This is a genomic window from Fulvivirga ulvae (assembly GCF_021389975.1).
GTDB lineage: Bacteria > Bacteroidota > Bacteroidia > Cytophagales > Cyclobacteriaceae > Fulvivirga > Fulvivirga ulvae.
In genome coordinates this window covers 1,553,505-1,580,337 of record NZ_CP089981.1, presented here as the reverse complement: position 1 = coordinate 1,580,337, position 26,833 = coordinate 1,553,505, and the positions used below count along the sequence as shown (strand labels likewise).

At 41.4% G+C, this 26,833-nt stretch carries 18 protein-coding genes and 1 tRNA gene; 13 read left to right on the top strand and 6 right to left on the bottom strand.

From position 1 onward, the window contains the following. Positions 1-128 precede the first annotated feature (128 nt). Together LVD17_RS06660 and ytxJ are read left to right on the top strand one after the other, a co-directional pair. A complete protein-coding gene (locus LVD17_RS06660) occupies positions 129-2,567 on the top strand; it encodes a hypothetical protein (protein ID WP_233765604.1) in 2,439 nt (812 codons plus the stop codon). Positions 2,568-2,675: 108 nt separating this feature from the next. Continuing rightward, on the top strand, positions 2,676-3,017 hold the full coding sequence (gene ytxJ, locus LVD17_RS06655; RefSeq protein ID WP_233765603.1) for a bacillithiol system redox-active protein YtxJ: 342 nt from the start codon (positions 2,676-2,678) through the stop codon (positions 3,015-3,017). Here the strand turns inward: ytxJ and LVD17_RS06650 are convergent. After that, positions 3,007-3,411 (bottom strand): OsmC family protein, encoded by a 405-nt coding sequence (locus LVD17_RS06650; protein WP_233765601.1) that lies wholly within the window; start codon positions 3,409-3,411, stop codon positions 3,007-3,009. The genes ytxJ and LVD17_RS06650 overlap by 11 nt on opposite strands. 93 nt (positions 3,412-3,504) lie before the next feature. Between LVD17_RS06650 and LVD17_RS06645 the strand changes: the two genes are divergently transcribed. Both LVD17_RS06645 and lipA read left to right on the top strand, forming a co-directional pair. Then, positions 3,505-4,236 carry a hypothetical protein gene (locus LVD17_RS06645; protein ID WP_233765599.1) on the top strand — a complete coding sequence of 244 codons (732 nt, stop codon included), beginning with the start codon at positions 3,505-3,507 and terminating at the stop codon, positions 4,234-4,236. 62 nt (positions 4,237-4,298) lie between these two features. Then, positions 4,299-5,186: a lipoyl synthase gene (lipA, locus tag LVD17_RS06640; protein ID WP_233765597.1), complete on the top strand. Its 888-nt coding sequence runs from the start codon at positions 4,299-4,301 to the stop codon at positions 5,184-5,186. A 56-nt stretch (positions 5,187-5,242) separates the two neighbouring features. On the opposite strand, the gene LVD17_RS06635 is transcribed toward lipA, so the two are convergent. Next, positions 5,243-6,763 carry a M28 family peptidase gene (locus LVD17_RS06635; protein WP_233765595.1) on the bottom strand — a complete coding sequence of 507 codons (1,521 nt, stop codon included), beginning with the start codon at positions 6,761-6,763 and terminating at the stop codon, positions 5,243-5,245. A 227-nt stretch (positions 6,764-6,990) separates the two neighbouring features. Here LVD17_RS06635 and gcvP point away from each other — a divergent pair, with 227 nt between their 5' ends. Both gcvP and LVD17_RS06625 read left to right on the top strand, forming a co-directional pair. Continuing rightward, positions 6,991-9,891, top strand: coding sequence for an aminomethyl-transferring glycine dehydrogenase (gene gcvP, locus LVD17_RS06630; RefSeq protein WP_233765594.1), 2,901 nt, complete (start codon positions 6,991-6,993; stop codon positions 9,889-9,891). Positions 9,892-10,188: 297 nt separating this feature from the next. Next, the gene (locus LVD17_RS06625; RefSeq protein ID WP_233765592.1) at positions 10,189-13,143 is read left to right on the top strand and encodes a M4 family metallopeptidase; all 2,955 of its coding nucleotides are present in this window, start codon (positions 10,189-10,191) and stop codon (positions 13,141-13,143) included. Positions 13,144-13,445: 302 nt separating this feature from the next. Here LVD17_RS06625 and LVD17_RS06620 read toward each other — a convergent pair whose 3' ends face one another. Next, positions 13,446-14,453 (bottom strand): M28 family peptidase, encoded by a 1,008-nt coding sequence (locus tag LVD17_RS06620; protein ID WP_233765590.1) that lies wholly within the window; start codon positions 14,451-14,453, stop codon positions 13,446-13,448. Positions 14,454-14,641: 188 nt separating this feature from the next. Here LVD17_RS06620 and rimP point away from each other — a divergent pair, with 188 nt between their 5' ends. From rimP to LVD17_RS06600, 4 genes are all read left to right on the top strand, one after another. Next, positions 14,642-15,109, top strand: coding sequence for a ribosome assembly cofactor RimP (rimP, locus tag LVD17_RS06615; RefSeq protein ID WP_233765589.1), 468 nt, complete (start codon positions 14,642-14,644; stop codon positions 15,107-15,109). Between the two features lie 7 nt (positions 15,110-15,116). Next, complete coding sequence (gene nusA / locus LVD17_RS06610; protein ID WP_233765588.1) at positions 15,117-16,358, top strand: transcription termination factor NusA; 1,242 nt, start codon at positions 15,117-15,119, stop codon at positions 16,356-16,358. Positions 16,359-16,397: 39 nt separating this feature from the next. After that, on the top strand, positions 16,398-19,196 hold the full coding sequence (infB, locus tag LVD17_RS06605; RefSeq protein WP_233765587.1) for a translation initiation factor IF-2: 2,799 nt from the start codon (positions 16,398-16,400) through the stop codon (positions 19,194-19,196). 273 nt (positions 19,197-19,469) lie between these two features. Beyond that, a complete protein-coding gene (locus tag LVD17_RS06600; protein ID WP_233765586.1) occupies positions 19,470-20,222 on the top strand; it encodes a hypothetical protein in 753 nt (250 codons plus the stop codon). 99 nt (positions 20,223-20,321) lie between these two features. Here LVD17_RS06600 and LVD17_RS06595 read toward each other — a convergent pair whose 3' ends face one another. From LVD17_RS06595 to LVD17_RS06585, 3 genes are all read right to left on the bottom strand, one after another. Continuing rightward, the gene (locus LVD17_RS06595; protein WP_233765585.1) at positions 20,322-20,582 is read right to left on the bottom strand and encodes a hypothetical protein; all 261 of its coding nucleotides are present in this window, start codon (positions 20,580-20,582) and stop codon (positions 20,322-20,324) included. A 287-nt stretch (positions 20,583-20,869) separates the two neighbouring features. Further along, positions 20,870-20,945, bottom strand: a tRNA-His gene (locus LVD17_RS06590). A 71-nt stretch (positions 20,946-21,016) separates the two neighbouring features. Then, a complete protein-coding gene (locus tag LVD17_RS06585) occupies positions 21,017-22,354 on the bottom strand; it encodes a dihydroorotase (protein ID WP_233765584.1) in 1,338 nt (445 codons plus the stop codon). A gap of 183 nt (positions 22,355-22,537) precedes the next feature. Here LVD17_RS06585 and LVD17_RS06580 point away from each other — a divergent pair, with 183 nt between their 5' ends. From LVD17_RS06580 to LVD17_RS06570, 3 genes are read left to right on the top strand one after another with little or no spacing between them, the layout of a single operon-like run. Next, positions 22,538-23,848 (top strand): DEAD/DEAH box helicase, encoded by a 1,311-nt coding sequence (locus LVD17_RS06580; RefSeq protein WP_233765582.1) that lies wholly within the window; start codon positions 22,538-22,540, stop codon positions 23,846-23,848. A 54-nt stretch (positions 23,849-23,902) separates the two neighbouring features. Further along, positions 23,903-25,294, top strand: a complete 1,392-nt coding sequence (locus LVD17_RS06575; RefSeq protein ID WP_233765580.1) for a M28 family peptidase — start codon at positions 23,903-23,905, stop codon at positions 25,292-25,294. Further along, positions 25,281-26,261, top strand: a complete 981-nt coding sequence (locus LVD17_RS06570; RefSeq protein WP_233765578.1) for an NAD(P)H-dependent flavin oxidoreductase — start codon at positions 25,281-25,283, stop codon at positions 26,259-26,261. Before LVD17_RS06575 ends, LVD17_RS06570 begins: the two co-directional genes overlap by 14 nt. Positions 26,262-26,833 lie beyond the last annotated feature (572 nt).

Here is a 26,833-nt window from a genome sequence, read left to right as displayed (position 1 = left end):
TAAATTAGTGCGTTTTAAAGGCTGGCTAATTTATTTTTTAACAGATTTCGCCTGATTTGAGTATCCTGAGTCAATTTTCAACTTTCAATTTTAGCACTGGTTTCCGGCTTCTGCTTGCTGGTACATTGATGATATTTATCATTAGTGTAAATGCTCCTGAAGCCCGGGCTCAGGAAAAATCCCGCTATGAGAAGATGCAGGAAAAGCGGAATAAGAGCAATCGCCGCCTGAAACGAAGAGGAGATAAAGGGAAATCAAATAGAGGAAAGCTTAGAGCCACCAAGTTTAAGGTTCGCTCAAAGCAGGGAGAGAGAGCTTTTAGAGGAGACATCACTGGCAGGAAATTCCAGACAAAGAGATCCACCCGACCTAAATGGGGAGCTCGAATAGCCAAACCAAATCCGTATGCTGGTAGAAAAAGAACCAGTGAGGCCAGCAGGGCCAAAGCGTCAAAACAAACCCCAAGGTACTCTTCAAGAGAACGGGAAAAAGCCTGGAAAGGTCGTGCAGGACGAGCCAGTACAGGCTCTATACGTACCACCTTTACGGGGAAACGGTCTTATCAGCAGGTCAAAGGTTCGGGACGCTCCATTACACGTGATCCTGAAAGACCCAGGAGGGTGACCAGGGTAACTCCAAGATCTTCTTCCGGTGCATACCGGGTAAGAAAAAGAGCAAAGCCATATGCAATTAGAGAAAGATCTAAGTGGGAAAAAGCCTTCCAGGGAGATATTACAGGGCGAAGGTTCCGGAGCAAGCGGACTACAGACAGACCGGTTATTCAAAAACCCAGAGATGTTAAATATTCCAGCAAGGGTAGAAGAGGGGATAAAGCTTATCGCGGTCAGATACAGGCAGGCTATAAATCTATAAGCCGTACCAAGGAAAAAGCATGGAAGAAAGATATATCCGGCAATAAACTTAGAATAAGAACTTCAGGACAGCCAAAATTCAATGATTCTCATTTTCAGACCTATCCCAAAGGTAAGAGACGGGGAGACAAAGCTTTTAGGGGGAAACTAAAGGGAGGTGGCTATAAATCTGTAAGCTCAAGAAAGGAGAGAGCAGGAAGGAGATCACCGTCTTCAAGACCTCCAGGGGAGGGAACTCAACGGGCCTGGAAGTTTCAGGGTAACATCAAATCCGGTAAGCCGCTAAAAGGAGGGGGAAGCATTAGTGGTAAGAGATGGAACAACAATGGCAGAGCGGTGCAAGGCCGAGGCCCAAAAGAACAGGATAACCGCACCGCAAGGTTTCAGGGCAATATAAAAGGAGGAAAACCTCTGAAGGGTGGTGGTAGCATCAGTGGAAAGCGCTGGAATAACAACGGCAGGTCGATACAGGGGAGGGGCCCGAGAGAGCAGGATAATCGCGTAGCTAAATTTCAGGGTAATATCAAAGGAGGGAAACCACTAAAAGGCGGAGGTAGTATAAGTGGCAGGAGATGGAATAATAGAGGAAGAGCAATTCAGGGCAGAGGGCCAAGGGAGCAAGATAACCGTGTAGCAAGGTTTCAGGGCAATATCAAAGGAGGCAAGCCTCTTAAAGGTGGAGGCAGTATAAGCAGGGTAGGCTGGAACAATAAGGGCAAGGCCGTTCAAGGTAGAGGCCCAAGGGAGCAGGATAATCGTGTTGCCAGGTTCCAGGGTAATATCAAGCGGGGAAGACCTCTAAAAGGAGGAGGCAGCATCAGCGGGAAAGGATGGAATAATAAAGGTAAGGCCATACAAGGTCGCGGCCCAAGGGACCAGGATAACCGCGTAGCTAAATTTCAGGGTAATATTAAGGGAGGCAAGCCCCTTAAAGGTGGAGGCAGTATAAGCAGGGCCGGGTGGAACAATAAAGAAAAGCCCGTACAGGGCAGAGAGCCAAGGACCCAAGACAATCGAATTGCGAGATTTCAGGGCAATATGAAGGCCGACAAAGGTGATAAAGCAAAAGAAGCATCAAAAAGAGCTGCACGACGTACGGGTAATATAAGGAAATACATGTTGCTCAGGGGACCGGATGATGACCATAAATATCGTGGTAATATAAAACAGTTCCATTATAAAAAGAATCCTAACTCGGCTGAAGAAGCCTTGAAGATTAAACCACCTGATGAAATCTATTTTAGAAAAAAGCCCTATCAGGGTAATATAAAAGTTACTTCAAAAAGAAAACAGAGCAAGTCTGCAGCTGAAGAAGCTTTGGCTACCAAGCCTCCGGGTAAGGGCACTGCCAGGGGTATGGAGTATCAGGGGCGCTTGAAAATGCCAAACTATAAGAAAAACCCGAAAGGCGCTGAAGAAGCCCTCAAGGGTATTGGTCCTTCCCGTGCATCGATACAGGCGGGCAATTATCAGGGAAACATCAAAATGCGCAAAAAAAGAGTTGAAGACAGGCATCCTGACTTTAAATACCTAAGCAGCAAATCAAACGGCAAAGCTGAGAAAGACAAGGCGTTTAGCTTTAAACTGTTATGGGCAAAATTCTTCAAGAAAAATGAAAATCAGCCTGATAACCTGAAGCAGAAGGAAAGAAAACCTCGTTATGATAAAAGGGAGGAGGACATTTGGTATGATTAATTTTTGTAATGAAGAAACTTTTGCAAGCCCATTTGCTTTATAGAGAATAAAGTTTGCAAGGTAAAATAAGAACCCATTATCAGGGTTATACTTAGAATTAAGTTATATATGAATTGGATACAATTGAACAGCAGTGACGATCTTGAAAGGATCAAAGAAGAGTCTCGTGTGAATCCTGTTATGATATTTAAGCACAGTACCCGCTGTTCCATCAGCGATATGGCACTAAATCGACTTGAAAGATCATGGTCGGATCAGGATATGGCCAATGTTAAACCTTACTACCTCGACCTTATCAGAAATAGAAACGTTTCCAATGAAGTAGCCGAGGTTTTTGACGTAAGGCATGAATCACCTCAAGTGCTTATTATCAAGAATGGTGAAGTTGTCTATAATGATTCCCATATGGGGATTAACTACAATGCAATTAAAGATCTTGCTAAAAGTTAAAAGTGACATTTTGCCTGATGCTTTCCGAGAGGCTAAGGGCTACGGGGCATGTTAATGCAGCGCGTTTAAGCTTTTCCTTTTGAATATCAGTAGCATTTAAATTGTCTATGCTGAAGTCAACTTTGATTTCAGCAATTTTTCTGGGGTTAGCACCCATTACCTTGGTAACATTGGCCCTGAGGCCGGTAAGATCTACGCCTTCCCTGCTTGCAGTTATTCCCATGAGCGTCATCATACAACTGCTCAAAGCCGAACTTACCAGGTCAGTGGGCGAAAATGCTTCACCTTTGCCGTTATTATCAACAGGTGCATCAGTTATAATTTTATTATTTGATTTTAAATGTACGGCAGTTGTGCGTAGGTCTCCCAGATATTCGGTGGTCATCGAGTGCATAATTGTGTTCGGTTTTAAACTATAATTTAGTAATTTGCGTTACAGCATATAATCGCTAAATTTAAAGAATCTTTTATTCCCAATTATTTTAATATGCGCAAAAAAGCGTACTTCTTTTTACTCTTTTTTCTTCCTTTACTCAGTTCAGCACAGGATCATGATGTGGAAAGCTATGATAAGGAATTTGTGTGGGGGATCAATAAAAATACCGCTGGTGGATTGATCGGTGGCTTTATGATACGCAGTTCGAAGCGCATTGGCGATAAGCTATACCAGAGTCTTGGCATTGAGGTAGTGAATGTAAAGCATCCCCTGGAGGTAAGGCGAAACTCAAATATTACAGGCAATCTTTTTATATATGGCAAAACAAATTATCTCTATGCCATAAGAGCGCAATATGGCAGGGAATTAATCTTATTCAGAAAGGCTCCTCAACAAGGAGTTGAACTAAAGTTAATAACCGCTATCGGTCCTTCTATAGGAATTGTAGCCCCTTATTATATTGACTATGATGCTGACGGTCGAAACAACCCTTCAGTATCTTCACGCAAAGAGCAATACGATCCGTACAAGCATAATGCTGACTTTATATTAGGTACGGGACACATTCTACAAGGCATTCAGGAATCTAAAATTCAACTGGGAGCCAATGTTAAAGCGGCGTTAAGTTTTGAATTGGGAACTTCCAAAACCAGTGTGACAGGTTTCGAGGCAGGATTTTTACTGGATGCATATACTAAGGAAGTCCCCCTCATAGAAACCGCTGATAATAAAGCTATATTTCCCACAGCTTTCATTACCCTGTTCTACGGAAAGCGTAGATAATCGACTTTAGTTTGTGGTAATGAAATCGTTAATTCATAATTTTGTGGCTAAACATAGATGCTATGATAGAACTTCCGGTAATTTCAGAAGGAGAAGAAAAGAAAAAGCGTAAGCCAGATTGGTTAAGGGTAAAACTGCCAATAGGTAAGGAGTATGCTAAGGTTAGAAAGCTGGTTGATAACCATAAGCTCCACACTATCTGTGAGAGTGGGAATTGTCCTAATATGGGTGAATGCTGGGGAGCGGGTACTGCCACATTTATGATACTCGGCAATGTTTGCACACGAAGCTGTACTTTCTGTGCTGTTGCCACCGGTCGTCCGCCAGAGTATGATACCGAAGAACCAAAAAGGGTTGCTGAAGCTATCAAACTCATGGGGGTAAAACACGCTGTTATAACTTCCGTGAATCGGGATGAACTTAAGGATCGGGGTGCTGAAATTTGGTATCAGACTGTAATCGAAACCAAAAAGCTAAGTCCGGAAACCACTATAGAAACGCTCATTCCTGATGTCAAAGGCAATTGGGATGCTCTTTACCGCATGATTGAAGGAGGACAAGAGGTTGTGTCGCACAACGTTGAAACCGTAGAACGTTTATATCGTAGAGTTAGGCCTCAGGCGAAGTATCATAGAAGTCTTGAACAAATAAAATTGACAAATGAAGCCGGCAAACGTACCAAGTCAGGCATAATGTTGGGTGTAGGTGAAACCACAGATGAAGTACATAAAGCTATGGATGACCTTGCAGAACACGGGTTGCACATTCTAACACTAGGGCAATATTTGCAGCCGACTAAAAGGCACCTTGAAGTTGCTGAATTTATCCACCCGGATCAGTTTGACGCCTATCGTGAAGAAGGATTGAAGAGAGGTTTGAAATATGTTGAGTCCGGTCCGTTGGTTAGATCTTCCTATCATGCAGAACGTCACGTAAACGTTCCTATATAAAAAATAAAGATGTTCTCAACTTAGCAAATTAGTAAGTTGAGAACATTTTCACTTCTTTAGTCTTTCTTCAGATTTTGATTTTGTAATTTGTCTACTACCGGCCTTTCACTACGGTTGGCCAATACCCATGCGGTGTAATAAACCAGCTTGGATCTTTTTGTTAACATCTCAAAGTTTATCTTATCTATGGTGTCTGAAGGTTGATGATAATCCTCGTGCACACCGTTAAAATAGAAAATGATAGGCACATTGTTTTTTGCAAAATTCCAGTGATCAGAACGGTAGTAAATACGATCAGGATGATTCTCGTCATTATAAGTGTAGTCCAAATCGAACTGAGTATAAGTTTCGTTTACCTTTTCGCTGATTTCATGGAGCTCTGTAGATAGACGATTGGAACCCACAAGATAAACATAATTAGGGTTATCCTTATGTTCAGGGTCTATGCGGCCGATCATATCAATGTTTAAATCAACAATTGTGTTTTCTAGCGGGAACACGGGATGAGCGGCATAGTACGCGGAGCCTAGAAGACCTTTCTCCTCTCCGGTTACCAACATGAACAACATGCTTCTCCTGGGGCCATTGCCCTCTTCTTTTGCTTTCACAAACGCTTCAGCTAACTCCATTACGGCGGAAGTACCAGATCCATCATCGTCTGCCCCGTTGTTGATCTTGTCTCCCTGACGCCCTATATGGTCATAGTGAGCCGTTATTACGACCAACTCATCTTTTTTATCCGTCCCCTCCAGATATCCCAACACATTTTCAGTGTTGACCATTTCAGTTTTTTGTTCAGTTTTGAAAGCGGCTTTTGAGGTTTTTACTTTCTTTAGCTTATCAGGGTTTTCAGCTATTTCTTTAAGCTTTGACAAAGGGGTGTTAAAAATATCGTTTATTACGGTGGGGGATACAAAGAACACACCCGAACCCATGCCATCGTTCTTTGGTTTTTCAAGGGTCAAACTACCTCCTGATAACCAGCCTTTAAATTGACTGGCCAATCCGGCAAACTCTTCATCAGTAGTAGCGCTGGCTATAAATACGGTTGTGGCGCCGTTTTTGGTAGCCGCTTCTATTGCTCCCTGAGATGCCTGTATGTTATTAACCAATACCAATACTGCCTTATCTTTTACATCTACCTGTTCGTAGTCTGAAGGAGTGCCGTTACCTGCAAACACAATTTCAGTGCTAACCTCTTTTCCCGTGTCGGCTGATCCGTAGAACACCACCTGTTTAAAGTTGTCATACCTGTTGTTTTTTACCTTCACATATATTTCACCCGGAGTGTTTTTATAAAGCTCTACAGGCTGGTAATAGCTCATTTTTTCTCCCTCTTTAACTGGTGGTTGCAGCCCTATTTCTTCAAAGTGATCACGTATGAAGGCGGCAGCCATTTTTTGACCTCTTTCGCCCGTTTCACGGCCTTCAAGCGCATCTGAGGCGAGTATAGAAAGATAATCGTAGAGGTCATCTTTGGTAATTGTCTCGGCATATTTTTGAGCTTTTGTGTCCGTCTGAGCATTCACACTCAGAAAGGCACAAGCCATGAATATACCTGGTAGAATCTTTTTCATAAGTATGTAAAAAATTTATGTTTATACATCTTCAAAAATAATCAAAATGTATACCGCAGAAGCCATTACATTTAAATTTGTTATGAGCGGTAAAGTATAGCTGCTAACGATTGCAATCACCCGTTTTAATTGTTTGCTACATCAGCTTTTGTCCTAAATATATCCTACATTTGTACCCCCAAACTGGGGCTGTTAGAACATACTTAAAGGAACTTATTTTACCATTCATGAAACTAAATGTCAATAACTTGGAGCGGTTTGACACTCGGCATAACGGGCCGGATGAGCAGCAGATTCAGGAGATGTTAAAAGCTATAAATGCGGGATCTCTGGATGAGCTAATTGATCAAACTATTCCGAAGTCGATTCAGCTAAAAAAAGAGCTTAATTTACCTGTTGCCAAAACAGAGTACAAGTTTCTTAATGATTTTAAAAAACTGGCGCAAAAGAATAAGATATTCAGGTCTTATATTGGCACAGGATACTACAATTGTGTAGTTCCGGGAGTTATTTTAAGAAATATAATGGAGAATCCCGGATGGTACACAGCCTATACACCATACCAGGCGGAGATTGCACAGGGCAGGTTAGAGGCTTTGATTAATTTCCAGACGATGGTGATTGACCTTACCGGTATGGAAATAGCCAATGCCTCACTATTGGATGAAGGTACGGCGGCCGCAGAGGCGATGGCGATGCTCGCTGGTGCAAGAAAGAGCGGCAAAAAGAATGCTTCCAGGTTCTTTGTTGATCAAAATACATTTCCTCAAACTATTGATGTCTTAAAAACACGGTCGTTACCAATAGGTATTGACCTTGTAATAGGTGACCTTGATAAAGTAGATCTTACAGACCCCGAACTTTATGGCATTCTGGTTCAGAATCCAAATAATGATGGCTCTATCCGTGACTATTCCGATTTTATAGCAAAAGCCAAGGAAAATGACGTATATGTTGCCATGGCAGCAGATTTGATGAGCTTACTTCTCGTTAAGTCTCCGGGAGAGATGGGGGCTGATGTAGTAGTCGGTACCAGTCAGCGTTTTGGGGTGCCCATGGGCTATGGTGGGCCTCACGCAGCTTTCTTTGCTACCCAGGATGCCTTTAAAAGGCAAATACCAGGAAGAATTATAGGGGCATCACTCGATGCACAGGGTAACAGCGGCTATCGAATGGCGCTACAAACCAGGGAACAGCACATCAGAAGAGAAAAAGCAACATCTAACATCTGTACAGCACAGGTGCTCTTAGCTGTAATGTCCGGTATGTTTGCTGTTTACCATGGACCGAAGGGACTCAAGAATATTGCAGGTAGAATTCACGGACTTGCCCAGTTATTGGACAAAGGCCTGGATAGCCTGGGATACAAGCAAATGAATGAAAACTATTTTGATACATTAAAGATCAATGTAGGGGATACGTCAAAACTCAGGGAGCTTGCCCTCCGGAAAGAAATGAACTTCAGGTACTTCGAAGATGGATCTGTAGGTATATCACTTGACGAAACAACAAGAGTACGTGATATAGCAGATATACTGGAAGTCTTTGCCGGAGCTACCTCGAAAACATTATCTTTTGATCTTGAGAAAGAAGGAGAAAACCTTGAAATTAAATGGTCTTCGGGGCTGCAAAGACAATCTGAATATCTGACGCACCCTATTTTCAACATTCACCACTCAGAGCATGAAATGTTGAGGTATATTAAGAAATTAGAAAATAAAGACCTTTCGCTGGTACACTCAATGATCTCGCTGGGTTCATGCACCATGAAACTGAATGCAACTTCAGAGATGATCCCTGTTACCTGGCCGGAGTTTGGGAGCATACACCCGTTTGCCCCTGAAGATCAGGCAGGCGGGTATCATGAGATGTTCAAAGACCTTAGCAATTGGCTGAGCGAAATCACAGGCTTTGCGGCGGTATCTTTACAGCCTAATAGTGGTGCCCAGGGCGAATATGCAGGTCTTATGGTGATAAGGGCATACCATGAAAGCAGAGGAGAGACACACCGCGATGTAACCCTGATACCTTCATCAGCACATGGTACTAATCCCGCCAGTGCTGTAATGGCCGGCATGAAGGTGGTTATAGTAAAGTGTGATGAAAAAGGAAATATTGACGTAGATGATCTTAGGGCAAAGGCTCAGGAAAATAAGGATAATCTATCGGCTCTTATGGTTACTTACCCTTCTACTCATGGGGTATTTGAAGAGAGCATTATAGAAATATGCGACATCATACACCAAAATGGTGGCCAGGTGTATATGGATGGAGCAAACATGAATGCCCAGGTAGGATTGACCAGTCCGGCTAATATTGGAGCAGATGTTTGTCACCTGAACCTGCACAAAACCTTCTGTATACCACACGGTGGAGGCGGACCGGGTATGGGTCCAATAGGTGTCGCAGAGCAATTAGTACCATTCCTTCCCGGTAATCCCCTGGTAAAAACAGGAGGTGACAATGCCATAACAGCTGTTTCAGCAGCTCCCTGGGGAAGTGCAAGCATCCTGACAATATCATACGCTTATATAGCTATGATGGGGAGAATGGGCCTTAAATCTGCAACGCAGTTGGCTATTCTCAATGCCAACTATATAAAGGAAAGACTGACTGAGCATTACCCTGTATTGTACATTGGTAAAAATGGCAGGTGTGCACATGAGATGATTGTGGATTGTCGTGGTTTCAAAAAAGCTGGCATAGAGGTTGAAGATATTGCCAAGCGTTTGATGGATTATGGTTTCCATGCGCCTACAGTTTCCTTCCCTGTTGCAGGCACACTTATGATTGAGCCTACCGAAAGTGAAGCAAAAGAAGAGCTGGATCGTTTTTGCGAAGCAATGATTGAAATCAGGAAGGAAATTAAGGAAGTAGAAGATGGTATTGCGGACCGCGAGAATAATGTATTGAAAAACGCCCCCCATACTGCATCTGTGATTATAAATGATGATTGGGACAGACCTTATAGCCGTGAAAAGGCTGCTTATCCTTTAAATTACATCAGAGATGATAAATTCTGGCCTGCAGTGGGAAGGGTTGACAATGCCTATGGTGACAGAAATCTGGTTTGCAGTTGCCTTCCTCTGGAAGAATATGAAAATGATACAGAGGCTGTTGAGGCTTAGGAGTGAGAGAATAAAAAAATGTAAAAGAGGGGTTCCTGATTCAGGAACCCCTCTTTTGTTTTTTGCAACAGGAATAGGTTTAAAATATTGTGTGAAGCAAAAAAAATTTAGAACATCATGTACTATCTGACTCTTATGCCGAATTAATCAGTGCCCGATAGCAAATTAATTACTTAATAGGGCGTTTTGTCAGGAGTTTTTTTATGTAAGTTTTGGGGTGTAACTGAATTGAAAAGCCAAATAATATTTTGGATATTTGGTTGGAAATAAAATTTTTCAACCTAAACCAACTTTATTATGTTCAACAATTACCGCTGGCGGTACATGGTATCGCTATTCCTCATGGCTTCTGCATGCAGTGTCTATGCACAGGATGGAAAGCCTCACAAACCAATTAAAAAGGGAATCGACAAGCAAGTCCGGTTTGAAGCAAACCAAGCCCGTATGTCTGAAATTGATCAGATATTCAAGACACATCTTAATACTCGAGATCAGGATGAGTTGAGATTTAAGCAGGCTATGGTAGATAAACTGGGCTTTGAGCACACCCGGTATCAGCAATTCTATAAAGGTATTAAAGTAGAATTTGGAACTTATATCATACATTCAAAAGATGGTATAGTGAGCTCAATGAATGGAGACTTCAAGGAAGTTAAGGACCTAAGTATTTCTCCTTCACTTTCTAATGATGCAGCTTTGAACAGGGCAATGAAACATGTAGGGGCTACTGAGTACTTGTGGCAGGATAGTCAGAACGCAAGGGTGATTGACTACAATAAGCCCACAGGAGAACTGGTGATTCTGGATAACAGATTGGCTTATAAGTTTGATGTTTATGCCACCAAGCCATTGTACCGGGCGGATGTTTACATAGATGCTCATTCTGGGGAGTTCATTCTTGAAAATAAGAAGATCCATCATGCCAATACTCCTGCAACAGGAACAAGCCTTTACAACGGTTCTGTTTCATTCACAGCTGATAGCTATTCAGGGGGCTACCGTTTGCGGCAGACTGCCGATGGCGGAGGTATCCAGACCTATGATCTGAATAATGGAACAAACTACAATAATGCGTCAGATGTGACCAGTAGTACAACTAATTTTACTGGTAATGCCACCGGTGTGCAGGCACATTATGGCGCGGAACAAACATATAAGTACTTCTTCCAGACACATAACAGAAACTCTTATAATGGAAACGGAGCCGTTATCAGGTCCTATGTGAGCTATTCAACCAACTATGTTAATGCATTTTGGGATGGTAGCAGAATGACGTACGGTGATGGCGACGGTGTTAACTACGGTCCGTTGGTCTCCTTGGACATTTGCGGGCACGAGGTAACCCACGGTGTTACAGAGTACACTTCAAATCTTGTGTATAGCTATGAGTCCGGCGCTATGAATGAGTCTCTTTCTGACATTTTTGGTGAGTCGATCGAAAGCTTTGCTTCTGGAAGCAATGACTGGTTGATGGGAGATGATATTGGTGCAGGAGGTAGCGGTGGAGCTATTCGCTCATTGAGCAATCCCAATGCCTTCAGCGATCCTGATACTTACAAGGGATCGTACTGGTACAGTGGTTCCGGAGATAACGGAGGTGTGCATACAAATAGTGGTGTTATGAACCATTGGTTCTATATCCTATCTGTAGGTAAGTCTGGTACTAATGACAATGGTGACGCATATAGTGTGACAGGAATCGGGATGGCGAAAGCTCAGCAAATTGCTTATAGAATGAATGCTGTTTATTTTACATCCAATTCTGACTATGCTGATGCCAGAGAATATGGAATACAGGCTGCGGAAGACCTGTATGGTGCTGATTCTCCGGAAGCTATAGCTACACAAAACGCCTGGTATGCGGTCGGGCTAGGTGATGAATACGGTGACGGCACACCTCCCACATGTGCCACTGGTACTGTTACGCTGACCCTGGTTCTTGATAACTACCCCGAAGAAACCAGCTGGACCCTGGAAAATAGCTCAGGTACGGTTATAGCATCTGGAGGAACTTATGGGTCTCTGCCAGACGGTTCTACAGTGACAGAGACATTCAACCTGGCTGCTGGAGAGTATACTTTTACAATAAATGACACCTATGGTGATGGTATTTGCTGTTCTTATGGCAATGGCTCTTATACGCTTACTGATAATGGTAGCGGGGAAACATTGGCCAGTGGTGGAAGCTTTGGGTCTTCAGATGATGCTGACATATGTGTTGACGGTGGAGGAAGTGATACTCAGGCACCTACTGCTCCGGGGGCACTCGCAGCTTCAGGAATAACCAGCACAAGCGCAACCTTAAGCTGGACTGCTTCTACTGATAATGTTGGTGTAACAGGATATGATATTTACCTGGGAGGATCTTTGGTAAATTCAACCTCTGGCACGTCGTATAATCTGACAGGTCTAACAGCCTCAACCTCATATACAGCTTCTGTACGTGCGAAAGATGCTGCCGGTAATACTTCGAGTCCCAGCACTGTTTCATTCACTACGGATGAAGATGGGACACCAGTTGAATACTGCGCTTCGCAAGGTAACAATGTGAATTATGAATGGATAGACCTTGTTAATATAGGCTCTATAAACAATGTTACCGGTAAAAATGGCGGATATGGTGACTTTACTAATCTTAGCACCAATCTGACGCGCGGTAACAGCTATCCTATAAATTTCAGTGCTGGCTTCGGAAGTGGAAGTTATACTGAGTATTGGTCAATTTGGGTTGACTTTAATCAGGATGGTGATTTTGGTGATTCGGGTGAACAAGTCGTTACCGGATCATCCAGTAGTAGCGGAACGTTATCAGGAACAGTCGCTGTTCCTTCTTCGGCAGCTCTTGGTTCTACAAGAATGCGGGTTTCTATGAGGTACAACTCCGCACCATCTTCTTGTGGAAGCTATACTTATGGAGAGGTTGAGGATTACACTGTAAACATTACCAGCTCTTATTCCGGAGTAGCTGCCCTTGGAGGTAACAGCAATGGCGAACCTCTTGGCAATGAAGTGGCTAAACCATATTTTGTGGCACACCCTAATCCTGCCAGCGAGATGGTTGAAATAGCAATCTCTGAGGATGCAAGAGGGTACGACTTAAAGATGATGACTCTCAACGGTGTTGTAGTTAAGGAGATTGAATCTACCGAAGCCAATGTGAGAATCAACATGGCAAATCTGCCTCAGGGAGTCTATATTCTTTCGATGAAAACAGCAAGAGAGGTAATAAATACCAAAATTATTAAAGAGTAATTGGTTTTTTATAATTAACGGAAAGGGGGAGCATTGATATGCTCCCTTTTTCTTTTACTCGTTTCCATATGATTGCTCCTTTTTTTGAGTTTGAAAAAACTCTTTTTCATAAAAGGCTTAATATTAAATGATGTGACAAATATCGAGTTTTCAGAAGTTTAATATAGGAATCAATATGCCAGACCTTCCCGGATGTTTATATTATAACCATTATTACGTTGAGATAAGTAACAAACACTAATATTATTAAAGAGTAATTTAATTAAATACTTATTCAGGACTAGTCAAAAGAAAAACATAATCTACTCGTGATAGATAACAGCCACGGTTGTCTGTCCTACGGCTTCTAAAGTTTCCTTGCTGATAATGTCCATGTCATCCTTGTGAGAGTGATGAAAATCCCCAAAATATCCATTTACCGGGTCAAAATGCACAATATCAACCATAGGGATCTTAGCGTATTCATTCACAAATACATGGTCATCTGTGATACCTCCGGGCTGTTTCCTAATGAAGTAGTTGGAGAAACCAAGCTTTTCAGCTCTGCTCCATATTTTTTCCACTATTGATCTCGCATAATACAAGGACGTTTCTTCCATAGGAAATTGTGCATTCTTCGCGCCTACCATATCGAAAAGTATTCCATAATAGGCAGAGTAACCTTTATCGTGCTTGTTTTTTGACCAGTGTTGAGAGCCCAGACACCACCAGCTGTCCAGGCCGGCGGGAGGTTCGGTATTCTGTCCATTGTGTAGTTCTCCCCAATCCTCACCATCAAAAAGTATAATATCCACACCAACATCGGGAGGGTTATTCTTGCTCAGTACACGGGCCACTTCCAGCAATACACCCACCCCGCTTGCTCCATCATTTGCCCCGGCTATAGGTTCATTCGGACGCTGCAGATCCTTATCTGCAAAAGGTCTGGAATCCCAATGAGCGGCCAGTAAGATCCTCTTGCTTTTCTCCGGGAAAAACGAGGCTATTATGTTTCTCAGGTTTAGGGTATGATTATCAAAGGTTGTTGCCTCAAAGTCTTGTGTCTGGACTTTAGCTCCATATGCCTTAAACCTCTCTATAAAATATTCGCCTGCCTGTTTATGGGCTGGAGTATTTGGTACTCGGGGCCCAAACCCGATCTGATGTTTAACAAAATAATAGGCAGAATCAGGATTGAAATTGGGGACCTGAACAGTCTTTTCCTCTTCCATTGGGGTTTCTTTTTTCTTGTCACTATTACAGGCAAATAAACCCATCGCAAAGGTAAATAAGAGGCTCAGACTATATTTGGGCATGTTTTTTATAATCATTAATAATTCACTTTTTATATAATGGGGCTAAAATAATGATATAATTTCTTAACAACGGAAAAGCTTTGTCATTAGTTTGTTTAAGAGATAGTTTGTAAAGCAAATAAATTGCTGTAAATTTGCATTTGAAAATAGAAAATTAGTTCTGAGGGGACATAAGTCCCCTCTTTTTATATTCTTTTTTCACTATGGATTTGAAGGAACAAGTAACAAAAATTGCGGAAGATAATTTGTCTGACGAGAATCATTTTCTTGTGGACGTGGTTATTTCTTCTTCGAAAGGACCTAAAAAGATATTGGTTTTGTTAGATGGAGATCAGGGCGTAACTATTGATGATTGCGCAGACCTAAGCAGAGCCATTGGAAATGAACTGGAAGAAAAAGGTTTGATCGAGGAGGCCTTTCGGTTAGAAGTTTCTTCTCCGGGTGTTGATTATCCCCTACAATCAATCAGGCAATACAAGAAGAATATTGATAGAAGTGTGAAGGTAATCCCAAAGGAGGGGAAAGATGTCAAAGGTATTTTGAGGTCTGCTGATGAAACCAAGATAGTGGTTGATCAGGAAGTGAAAAAAGGGAAAAAAACAGAATATAAGGAGGTAGAGATACCAATGTCGGAAATTAACAAAACTATAGTTCAGATTTCATTTAAATAAAAGAAAAATGGATACCGCTGTATTAATTGAGTCGTTTGCAGATTTTGCAAAGCAGAAAAACATAGATAGACCTACGATGATTCGTATCCTGGAGGATGTTTTCAGGACTATGATCAGAAAGAAGTTTGAAACAGATGAGAACTTTGATATAATTATTAATGCTGATAAGGGTGACTTGGAAATCTGGCGATTCAGAGAAATTGTGGATGATGACTCTGAGGATATTTGGGATCATGACAAGATTAGTTTAAGTGAGGCTCGAAAAATTGAGCCTGATTTCGAAATAGGAGAGGAAGTAGCGGAAGAAATTACCTTAATTGATTTTGGGCGAAGGGCAGTTATGACGGCCAGGCAAACTCTTATCCAAAAGGTAAAGGACCTTGAAAAAGATATCCTGTTCCAAAAGTATAAGGATCTTGTTGGAGAGATTATTTCTGGCGAGGTATATCAGATTTTAAGTAGAGAGGTATTGTTGATCGATGCGGAGGGAAATGAAATCTCCATTCCTAAAAATGAACAAATACCAAAGGACAGATTTAGAAAGGGGGATCAGGTGCGTGCCATTGTAGATCGTGTTGAGATGATCAACGGAAACCCTAAAATTATACTTTCAAGAACAAGCCCGGTATTCCTGGAAAGACTTTTTGAAAGTGAGGTTCCTGAGGTGTATGACGGTCTGATCACAATTAAGAAAGTAGTTAGAGAACCAGGGGAAAGAGCAAAGGTAGCTGTTGAATCTTACGATGACCGAATAGATCCTGTAGGAGCATGCGTGGGAATGAAAGGGTCAAGAATTCACAGTATTGTGCGTGAATTACAAAATGAGAACATTGATGTGATCAACTATACAGAAAATCTTGATCTGTATATCACAAGAGCATTGAGCCCGGCTAAGATCACCAGTATCAAAATTAACGAAGAAGAGAAGCGTGTGTCAGTTTATTTAAAGCCGGATCAGGTTTCTTTGGCCATTGGTAAAGGAGGTCAGAATATTAAGCTTGCAAGTAAACTTGTAGGTCTGGAAATAGATGTGTTCAGAGAGCTTGGAGATTTTGAAGAAGAAGATGTGGATCTGGACGAATTCGTAGATGAAATTGAAGATTGGGTTCTTGATGAACTCAAACGCGTAGGGTTGGATACTGCAAAAAGTGTATTGGCATTAACCAACGAAGAACTTGGCAGAAGAACCGATTTGGAAGAAGAGACCATAGAAAATGTGAAGAAAGTTCTTAAGCAAGAGTTCGAATAACAAATTTTTTATAATCACAAAAAAAAGGGATATTTGAGTATGTCAGAAGAAAAAACCATGAGGCTTAGTCAAGTCGCTAGAAAGCTTAATGTAGGTAGAACTACAATTATAGATTTTCTTGCCGACAAGGGCTTTGAAGTAGATACCAGCCCCAATTCTAAGGTGACAGGTGAGCAATTTGCCATGTTATCTAAGGAGTTTGCTGCGTCTGCTTCTGAGAAAGAGGAGGCTTCCGGGCTGACTATCGGGACTAAGCATAATGAACATGTGGTTATTGACAGTGAAAGCGATACGTCGAAAAAATCGGACGACGAAGAAAATATACTTATAAAGAACCTTTCTGCTGGCAAAAATCCTGAAACAAAAGCAGAGAAGAAAGAGGAACCGGCTGAAGAGAAGAAGCCAGAAAAGATTGAGCACGAAAAGCCTAAATTACAAGGTATCAAAGTCGTGGGTAAAATTGATCTGGATAAGAAGAAAGAGGAGCCTAAGAAGGAAGAGCCCAAAAAAGAGGAGCCTAAGAAAGAGGAACCCAAAAAAGAAGAACCTAAAGCTGAAGAACCTAAAAAAGAGGAGCCTAAGAAGGAGGAACCCGTGAAGGTTTCAGAACCTGAGGTCACTAAAGAAAAACGGGAAGAGAAACCCAAAGAGGTGGAGAAACAACCTGTCACAAAGAGCGAGCAAAAAGAAGAGCCTAAAGCTGAGCCTGAAAGATCACAGGTTATAGAAGCCAAGGCGGATAAGTTAAAAGGACTTAAAGTAGTAGGCAAGATTGAATTGCCTGTCGAAAAAGATAAAAAGAAGGATAAGCCTGTTGCTTCCTCTGATGACAGAAAAGAGCAAAAGAAGAAGAAAAGGCCAAGAAAGAGGATCCCCAGACAAGATACTCAGGATCGTGGTAAACCCAGAAGAGCGCGAGCCGAGAAAGAGGAGCCGTCAGATAAGGAGATCCAGGATAAAATCAAAGCCACGCTTGCCAAGCTAAGTGGTACTAAAAAGAAAAGCTCAGGCTCCAAATACAGAAGAGAGAAAAGGTCTGCCATAGCTGAGGCGAAGGAAGAGCAGATGCTCCAGGAAGAACAGGAATCAAAAACATTAAAGGTAACGGAGTTTATCTCTGCAAATGACCTGGCTTCTTTGATGAATGTTTCTGTAAATGACGTTATATCAACATGTATGAGCCTGGGAATGTTCGTATCCATCAATCAACGACTGGATGCGGAATCAATCACGGTTATTGCAGATGAATTTGGTTTTAATGTAGAATTTACATCAACTGATGATGAAGTGGAGGTGGCCGTTGATGAAGACTCAGAAGAAGATCTGGAACCTCGTGCGCCCATTGTTACTATCATGGGACACGTTGACCACGGCAAGACTTCATTGCTTGACTTTATCAGAAGCTCCAAAGTAACAGCAGGTGAAGCAGGTGGTATTACCCAGCACATTGGTGCTTACGATGTAATGACTTCCAGCGGACAAAAAATTGCGTTTTTAGATACTCCTGGTCACGAAGCTTTTACTGCAATGCGTGCCCGTGGTGCTAAAGTTACGGATATAGTTATCATTGTAGTGGCAGCGGACGATGATGTAATGCCACAAACAAAAGAAGCTATAAATCACGCTCAGGTGGCTGGTGTACCAATTGTTATTGCTATCAATAAAGTGGATAAGCCCAATGCAAACCCTGACAAAATCAAGGAAGCATTATCCAATATTAATATTCTTGTTGAAGATTGGGGAGGTAAATACCAGTGTCAGGAGATTTCTGCAAAAACAGGCCAGGGAGTTGATGAATTGCTTGAAAAAGTACTACTTGAAGCTGAGCTACTTGAACTGAAAGCTAACCCTAATAAAAATGCTGTAGGTACTGTTATTGAAGCTTCTTTGGATAAAGGACGTGGTTATGTGGCAACATTGCTGGTGCAGAGTGGAGTGATGAAGGTCGGGGATGTAATCCTTGCCGGAGCATATCATGGCAGAGTTAAGGCAATGTTTGATCATACCGGTAAAAAAATGGATAAGGTTGGCCCTTCCACTCCGGTGCTAATGTTAGGTCTGGATGGTGCCCCTCAGGCAGGTGATAAATTCAATGTCATGGAAAGTGACAGGGAAGCAAGAGAGATTGCAGCAAAGCGCGAACAGATACTTAGAGAACAGAGCATTAGAACTAAGAAACATATTACCCTCGACGAAATCGGACGACGACTGGCAATAGGATCGTTTAAAGAATTGAATGTTATCGTGAAAGGTGACGTGGATGGTTCGGTTGAAGCACTTTCCGATTCATTATTGAAGTTGAGCACCGAAGAAATTCAGGTGAATATCATACACAAAGGTGTAGGACAGATCTCTGAATCTGATGTATTGCTGGCCTCTGCTTCTGATGCGGTAATCGTTGGTTTCCAGGTTAGGCCATCTGCTTCAGCCCGTAGACTGGCAGAAAATGAAGAAATTGAAATCAGGCTTTACTCAGTGATCTATGATGCTATCAATGATGTTAAAGATGCCATGGAAGGTATGCTTGACCCTGAAGTTGAGGAGGTGATTGTAGGTAACGTGGAAGTCAGAGACGTATTTAAAATATCCAAAGTGGGTACCGTAGCAGGATGTATGGTTACAGAAGGCTACATCAAGAGAAATAACCCTATTCGATTGATTCGTGATGGTATCGTGGTTTATTCCGGTGAAATGGGGCAGTTGAAGCGCTTTAAAGATGATGTGGGAGAGGTCAAGAACGGATATGAATGCGGTATCAGCATAAAGAATTTTAATGACATCAAAGAAGGTGATGTGATTGAAAGTTACGAAGAGAGAGAAACGAAAAGAACCTTATAATATTTTATACATGGCAATAAAAAAAGGGTCCTAAAGCCCTTTTTTTATTGCGAGAAGTTTTATTTTTAATAATAGCTATAAATAATATTATTATAAAAGCTATTTTTGTTCTTATAATTGAGGAGATATTTCAACACACTCTCGTTATTGTATATTATTTGTTCTTTTTTTCCTCAAAGAATATTAAAATTGGAGAGTTATTTTTAAATTGTCCTTTAAATAAATTTTATTTGTTTAACATAACCTTACAATACCTTTAAAAAACAATAGGCCATGGAAGAAACCCCGATACAATCTTTTGATACCTGGAATACGTGGGCGCAGTATCTTGCTTACGGTTTGACGGGCTTAGCAGTTCTTATTTTATTGGGCCACCTTATCAAACTAGCAGCTACAAGCGATTCTAAAACCAAGTACGACTACATTAACCGGAGTGAGATAAATATTCTAATGGTTTGCAGTGTGCTGGTTATTATCGCAGGAGGTCTCTATGCCAACTCTTTTATCGCTGAGTTGGGGGTATTGTGGCTGTTCGTGAGAGTATTCGTTACAATCTCTATGGGCTTGATCATAGGTGTAATCATACAGAACTTACTTAAGTTCTACTATCCTTTCTATATTGAGAAGCGTTTGAAGAAGCTGAGATATAAACCAAGGATATCTCCTAAGACTGGTAAACCTATGAAACTGTTGAGTGAAGAGGAAGAAGATGTTTATCTGGATGAGGGAATGCAAGCAGAAGAGGAAATTTACTCAATTGATTATGACGTTTGGGTAGATGAAGAAACAGGATACACTAAAATTGAAAAATATGCAGGACACCTTCATGCTTTGCAATGCCCTGAGTGTAACTACCAGACATTTAGAGTTTCGCGAGAGGAGATACTAAAAGCTCCATCTTCAACGGAAGAAGGTGAATTAATGAAGCACTTTGAGTGTGGTTATTGTGGTTACAAGGCGAAAAAGAACTATAAAATTGCCATGCTGCATGATACTGCACAGTCTGAAGAAACGGCAACCGTTTAAATTTAGAAAGAATATTAACTGCAAGGCTGTCCTAATGGGGCGGCCTTTTTTGTTGTGTGAAGGTGTGGGGTTGGGGTTGAATTTATATTGGAGAGCAGGCTACAGGCACATTAAATCTCCGGGAAGCTTGATCTGATCAGAATAGAATTTCATACGGGTATGATTCTTTTCAAGAGGTTGAACTTTCTCAATAAGGTCGTGTTTGTGGTTATAAAAAACTTCTACGTAAAAATTGTTGAGGAGATAAAGGTTGATCTTATAGCCATAGTACCGGATAGAAACAATGAAGCTCCCCTCTAAAAACAATGTTTTAAGTTGGTCCTTTAGCTCTAATGAGTTGAATTTATGCGATGGAATCATCTTCCGAACATAGCCAATATATGGATAATAAAAAAGATAATGCTGTTGAAAATATGTATGCAGCCCGGAACAAATAAGAATTTCCGGGGATACAGTGACATTTTCGAATCCCGTGTTTGACGAACACGCGTTAATTACAAGCATTAATAGGCGTGGGGTACTGGTTTCACGTGTTTTAAGCTTATTTTCTAACGATTTGACATTTGATCCTCCTTAAATCCAGGGGTAGCCAGAGAGGGCAAACAAAAAAGCCTTTCTTTTTTTAAGAAAGGCTTTTAAACTTTAGAGGGTGGAAGATGGGACTCGAACCCACGACCTCCTGAACCACAATCAGGCGTTCTAACCAACTGAACTACAACCACCATTTTCCCTATTGGGAGTGCAAATGTAGATAGTAGTTATGAATTTACAAATATTTATAGAAATAAAAATTTTTATCTTTCAAACAGTAGTCTTTTACCCTTAATACTTTCATCGAACCTGCCGTGTTTGTATGCAAGATGCCCCGATACAAAGGTATGGGTAATGGAAGACTTGAAAGTTTGACCTTCAAAAGGAGACCATCCACATTTCGCAATAATATTACTTTTCTCTACTGTCCAGGGCAGATTTGTGTTAACTATGGCAATATCCGCATAATAACCTTCGCGAAGAAAACCTCTTTTTTCTATATTAAACAGAATAGCCGGATTATGACACATCTTTTCAACGACCTGCTCAAGAGTAATTTTTCCCCGGTGATAAAACTCCAGCATAGCCGGTAAACTATGCTGGATTAATGGTCCTCCTGAGGGTGCTTTAAAGTATGCATTTTTCTTTTCTTCCAAAGTATGAGGAGCGTGGTCTGTTGCCACAACGTCAATGCGCCCGTCAATTACAGCCTTAAGGATGGCCTCCTGGTCAGTTTTCGTTTTTACGGCAGGATTCCATTTAATAAATGTTCCTTTTTGTGCATAGTCCGTATCATTAAACCACATATGATGCACACAAGCTTCTGCAGTTATCTTCTTGTCTTTAAGAGGTATAGTATTGTCAAAAAGAGACAATTCCTTAGCTGTTGAAATGTGTAGAATATGAAGTTGGCTGCCATATTTTTTGGCCAATGCTACGGCCATAGATGAAGACTTGTAACAGGCTTCTTCACTACGTATCAACGGGTGACAATGGATGGGAACATCCTCTCCATACTTTTCTCTGTATATTTCAGTATTTTTTCTGATTGTAGCCTCGTCTTCGCAATGTGTTGCTATCAGCATGTCTACTTTCGAGAAAATATTTTCCAGTGTCTTTTCATTATCCACCAGCATATTACCTGTGGATGAGCCCATAAATACTTTTACGCCGCAGACTTTGTTGACAGGTGTTTTTAGAACCTCATCAATGTTGTCATTGCTGGCTCCCATAAAGAAAGAATAGTTGGCCAGAGAAGTGTTTTTACCTATCTCATATTTTTCTTCAAGCAGCTCTTGTGTGAGGGCATTAGGTACGGTATTTGGCATTTCCATAAAGGATGTTACACCACCTGCAACGGCGGCACGCGCCTCGGTGTATATGTTTGCTTTATGGGTAAGGCCAGGTTCTCTGAAGTGTACCTGATCGTCTATCACGCCAGGTAAAACATACGCGCCTTTCGCATCAATGATCTGGTCCGCCTCGGTGCCACTTATCTCACCGGCAATCTTGTGTATAAATTCTCCTTTGATAAGAATATCAGAAGAAAAGATCTTACCTTCATTGATTATTTGGGCATTTGTAATTAATATCGATTTCATGCGCGTCTGTTTGTTTTCAATGGATTGTGCCTTGATGTTGAGAAATGTAACAAACAAGCTATAAAATTATTTGTAACTCGCATGTTTGCTATATTTTTATATCCGAAATGTTAGCTCACCCTAACATTATAATTTACAAATTACAGGCTTTCGCAATCAAGCAGCAAATAAACTTTGTGTTTTATGGGTAAGGAAATAGAGACATTTGAAGATTTTAAATTAAACCGACAGCTTTTAAATGCGATTGAAGAGCTAGGCTTTACAGAACCTACCCCAATTCAAAAAAGTGCGATACCCCTGGTGCTGGCCGGACATGATGTAATGGGGATTGCCCAAACCGGTACGGGAAAAACTGCGGCATTTGTGCTTCCCATTCTTATGAAAATAAAGTACGCTCAGGGGGCAGATCCACGTGCACTCATTCTGGCTCCAACCAGGGAGCTGGTTTTGCAAATAGAGGAAAATATCAGGATGTATTCTACTTACCTTGATATTCGCTATACTACTTTATATGGTGGTGTAGGAGCGAAGACTCAGATTGAGGCGGTCCAGCAGGGCGTAGATATTGTTTTGGCAACGCCTGGCAGGTTTATGGATGTTTACCTTAAAGGGGAACTCAATACAAAATTTATTAAGACTTTCGTGCTTGATGAGGCTGACAAAATGATGGATATGGGCTTTATGCCTCAGATTAGAAAAATATTGGAAGTCATTCCTGTAAAACGGCAAAACTTGCTTTTTTCAGCCACTATGGCGGACAGGGTTTTGAAACTTTCTGAAGAGTTTCTGGAATTTCCGGAGATTGTTGAAGTAGCGCCGCAAGCCACCACTACGGATACTGTTGAGCAGCAGCTTTACCAGGTGCCTAACATGAGAACTAAAATAAATTTTCTAGAGTATCTGCTAAGGAAAGAGGAATTTAAAAGAGTGCTGGTCTTTACAAGAACCAAGTCCACTGCTGATAATGTGTTTAAATATCTGGATAGAAAAGGTCTGGGGCCCGTGCGGGTTATCCATTCCAATAAAGGGCAAAACAGCCGGATCAATGCTATAAACGAGTTTAAAGAGGGTGAATTAAAGGTATTGGTTTCTACCGATGTTTCAGCGCGGGGGATTGATGTCAGCATGGTTTCTCATGTTATTAATTTTGATGTGCCGATTATCTATGAAGACTATGTGCATAGAATAGGCCGAACCGGAAGGGCAAGAAATGAGGGAGTAGCCCTGACGTTCGCCAATAAGGCAGAAATGCTTCACATTGGAAAAATACAGGAGTTGATAAGAGCGGAGATACCTCAAAAGCCACTTCCCGAAGAGATTGAAGTTACAGAGACACCCCGTCAGGAAAAAATCGACATTGAGATGGATATAGATGTCTTTAAAAGGCGGGAAAATCCTGATTTTAAGGGGGCATTTCACGAGAAGAAGAAACACTATAGCCAAAGACCAAACAAGAAGTCGGGTACAAAAGGGAAAAAATCACGCAGAAAATAAGCATTACAAACGCAACGTTATTTTTGATAAAATTTGATAAAAGAAATACTACTTATGAAAAAATTGCACTCATTGTATCTTTTTGCAGTTATAATTTCATTCCCATTTAATGCTCTTTGTCAATCTGACGAAGATATGCTGAAAATTATCTTCGATGAGACCCTGAAGAATGGCCATTCGTATGAGATGCTTGACTATCTGAGCAATGAAATTGGCGGCCGCCTTAGCGGATCACCTGAAGCTGCAGCGGCGGTAGAGTGGAGCCGTCAGGAAATGATAAAGTTAGGGTTTGATACAGTGTTTTTACAGGAGGTAATGGTGCCTCATTGGGTAAGGGGGAAAAAAGAAATTGTCAGAATTGTTAATTCAGACAGAATGGGGACAATTGATCTTGCAGCTTGCGCTTTAGGTAATTCAGTAGGCACGGGAGATCAGGGCTTAGCAGCAAATATTATCGAAGTAGATGGTATTGAATCGCTTAAAAAGCTTGATAAGAAGAAAATTGAGGGGAAAATCGTGTTTTTTAACAGACGAATGGATCCAACCCGTGTAAACACTTTTGCTGCCTATGGTGAAGCTGTGGATCAGCGGGTATACGGAGCTTCCGAAGCGGCTGCTTTAGGCGCCGTGGCGGTTGTGGTGAGGTCGATGGCATCCAATGATGACGACATACCTCATACAGGAACCTTGATATATAAAGAGGGTGTAAAGCAGATTCCTGCATTTGCTTTAAGCACTAATTCAGCCAATTTACTTAGTAAAAGCCTGAAGGCTCAACAGGGATTAAAGCTTTATTTAGAAGCACACTGTAAGATGTTGCCCGATGTGCTTTCATATAATGTAGTGGGAGAAATAAAAGGTTCAGCCAAACCAAATGAGTATATTATAGTCGGTGGACATTTGGATTCATGGGATTTGGGTGATGGAGCCCATGATGACGGTGCGGGGTGTGTTCAATCCATTGAAGCTGTTCGTGTTTTGAAAAATGTAGGATACAAACCCTACCACTCTATAAGAGCGGTGATGTTTATGAATGAAGAGAATGGTCTAAGGGGAGGTGTCAGGTATGCCGAATTAGCGAAGCAAAATAATGAGAAGCACCTAGTAGCTATTGAGTCTGATCGTGGAGGCTTTACACCTAAAGGTTTTACTCTGACTGGAAGTGAAACAGCACGGGCTAAACTAATTAGCTGGAAGCCATTATTTGAGCCATACGGGATATACGATTTTAACAAACCCGGAGGTGGGGCTGATATAAGCCCTTTAGAAGAACAGGGGACGGCGCTGATAGGCTTTCTGCCAGATTCTCAGCGTTACTTTAACCTTCATCATACTACGGCAGATACTTTTGATAAGATAGATAAAAGAGAGCTTGAGCTCGGGGCAGCCAGTATGGCAGCGTTGGTTTATTTAATTGATAAATACGGAATAGATGGAAAGAATTGATACGGAGCTAACCCGGATGCTTAACATAAAGTATCCTGTTATAATGGCTCCAATGTTTTTAGTTTCCAATGCCGCGATGACAGTTGAGGCTGTAAGGGCAGGGATTACTGGTGCCATTCCGGCACTTAATTATCGCACAGATCGTGAATTCAGGGCGGCACTTGCTGAAATAAAGAAGGCAGTGGGCGGACCATTTGGCATAAACCTGATTGTGAATAAGTCCAATTACAGGCTCGAAGAACAGCTTAGGACATGTGTGGATTATGAGGTGGATTTTATTATCACATCATTAGGTAGTCCACGAAAGGTAATAGAAGCCTGTAGTAAAAAGGGTATTAAGGTTTTCTGTGATGTTACCGAAGAGCAATATGCCAGAAAGGTAGAAGAGCTTGGAGCCGATGCGTTAATAGCTGTTAACTCCGGAGCGGGAGGGCATGCAGGGCCTATGCCGGCCAGCAAGCTTATTCCCCTTTTGAAGGCAAACTGTAAAATACCCGTAATATCTGCGGGAGGTGTAGCTACAGGATCTGAGTTGCGTGACGTGCTGACCCTTGGAGCGTGTGGAGTGTCTATGGGCAGCCCTTTTATCGCTTCTGATGAAGCGGAAGTATCGCAGGAGTATAAACAGGCTGTAGTGGATTATGGAGCTGATGATATAGTAATGACTAACAGGTTATCAGGGACACCATGTACAATAATAAATACTCCATATGTTCAGAAAATAGGAACAAGGCAAAATTGGCTAGAGTCGCTGCTAAACAGAAATAAAACTCTTAAGAAATATGCTAAGATGCTTACTTTCTACAAAGGGATGAAATCCCTGGAGAAAGCAGCTTTTAGCGCTACGTATAAGACGCTTTGGTGTGCGGGACCTTCAATTGAGCATGTGCATGCCATTCGTCCTGTAAAAGAGATTGTGGGTACGCTCATTGATGAATATAGCAAACAATCTGAGGAAGTTTCCTGAATGCTAATTTTAACTGAACAAACGAAAAGGGAGCAATGCTCCCTTTTCTGGTTTACAGGTCAAGCATGATCAGTTGATCAGTTGATCCTTGGGGTTTAGGTTGAAGAAGAATATACAGCTTGCGATATTCTTTCAACTGCGCAATATCTAAAATTTAATTCTAAAAATAAAATATTTTCCCATACTAAACTTACGTCACAAACTATAGTGCAAAACATTATTTTATGATGAATATTAAGAAAACAAATGTGTTGAGACTTTTATGTTTTTAAGCATAATTTTAACGGAAGATTGATAATTTAATAAAATATTACGCTCACGAACGATGATGTAAACCAAAAACAATTCCCGCTTTTTTACCTTAATGGCTGTAGCAGGTATAAGCGCAAAGGTAACTGCCTCAGACCGTGAAAAGTGGTAACCACAATAGGTGTTTGACCAAGTACATTATCTCACCATTTAAAGACATATTTTCGGAAAAATATTACATGAAAAATTGATACTATTTTTCGTTTTCAAATATTATTTCTCATATGTGTGTTTCGACATATTTTCCAAGGTCAATAAATGAA

Excerpts from the sequence above, each read along its gene's own strand:
- LVD17_RS06660 (WP_233765604.1), top strand. The coding sequence starts at position 129 with ATGATATTTATCATTAGTGTAAATGCTCCTGAAGCCCGGGCTCAGGAA.
- ytxJ (WP_233765603.1), top strand. The coding sequence starts at position 2,676 with ATGAATTGGATACAATTGAACAGCAGTGACGATCTTGAAAGGATCAAA.
- LVD17_RS06650 (WP_233765601.1), bottom strand. The coding sequence starts at position 3,411 with ATGCACTCGATGACCACCGAATATCTGGGAGACCTACGCACAACTGCC.
- LVD17_RS06645 (WP_233765599.1), top strand. The coding sequence starts at position 3,505 with ATGCGCAAAAAAGCGTACTTCTTTTTACTCTTTTTTCTTCCTTTACTC.
- lipA (WP_233765597.1), top strand. The coding sequence starts at position 4,299 with ATGATAGAACTTCCGGTAATTTCAGAAGGAGAAGAAAAGAAAAAGCGT.
- LVD17_RS06635 (WP_233765595.1), bottom strand. The coding sequence starts at position 6,763 with ATGAAAAAGATTCTACCAGGTATATTCATGGCTTGTGCCTTTCTGAGT.
- gcvP (WP_233765594.1), top strand. The coding sequence starts at position 6,991 with ATGAAACTAAATGTCAATAACTTGGAGCGGTTTGACACTCGGCATAAC.
- LVD17_RS06625 (WP_233765592.1), top strand. The coding sequence starts at position 10,189 with ATGTTCAACAATTACCGCTGGCGGTACATGGTATCGCTATTCCTCATG.
- LVD17_RS06620 (WP_233765590.1), bottom strand. The coding sequence starts at position 14,453 with ATGATTATAAAAAACATGCCCAAATATAGTCTGAGCCTCTTATTTACC.
- rimP (WP_233765589.1), top strand. The coding sequence starts at position 14,642 with ATGGATTTGAAGGAACAAGTAACAAAAATTGCGGAAGATAATTTGTCT.
- nusA (WP_233765588.1), top strand. The coding sequence starts at position 15,117 with ATGGATACCGCTGTATTAATTGAGTCGTTTGCAGATTTTGCAAAGCAG.
- infB (WP_233765587.1), top strand. The coding sequence starts at position 16,398 with ATGTCAGAAGAAAAAACCATGAGGCTTAGTCAAGTCGCTAGAAAGCTT.
- LVD17_RS06600 (WP_233765586.1), top strand. The coding sequence starts at position 19,470 with ATGGAAGAAACCCCGATACAATCTTTTGATACCTGGAATACGTGGGCG.
- LVD17_RS06595 (WP_233765585.1), bottom strand. The coding sequence starts at position 20,582 with ATGATTCCATCGCATAAATTCAACTCATTAGAGCTAAAGGACCAACTT.
- LVD17_RS06585 (WP_233765584.1), bottom strand. The coding sequence starts at position 22,354 with ATGAAATCGATATTAATTACAAATGCCCAAATAATCAATGAAGGTAAG.
- LVD17_RS06580 (WP_233765582.1), top strand. The coding sequence starts at position 22,538 with ATGGGTAAGGAAATAGAGACATTTGAAGATTTTAAATTAAACCGACAG.
- LVD17_RS06575 (WP_233765580.1), top strand. The coding sequence starts at position 23,903 with ATGAAAAAATTGCACTCATTGTATCTTTTTGCAGTTATAATTTCATTC.
- LVD17_RS06570 (WP_233765578.1), top strand. The coding sequence starts at position 25,281 with ATGGAAAGAATTGATACGGAGCTAACCCGGATGCTTAACATAAAGTAT.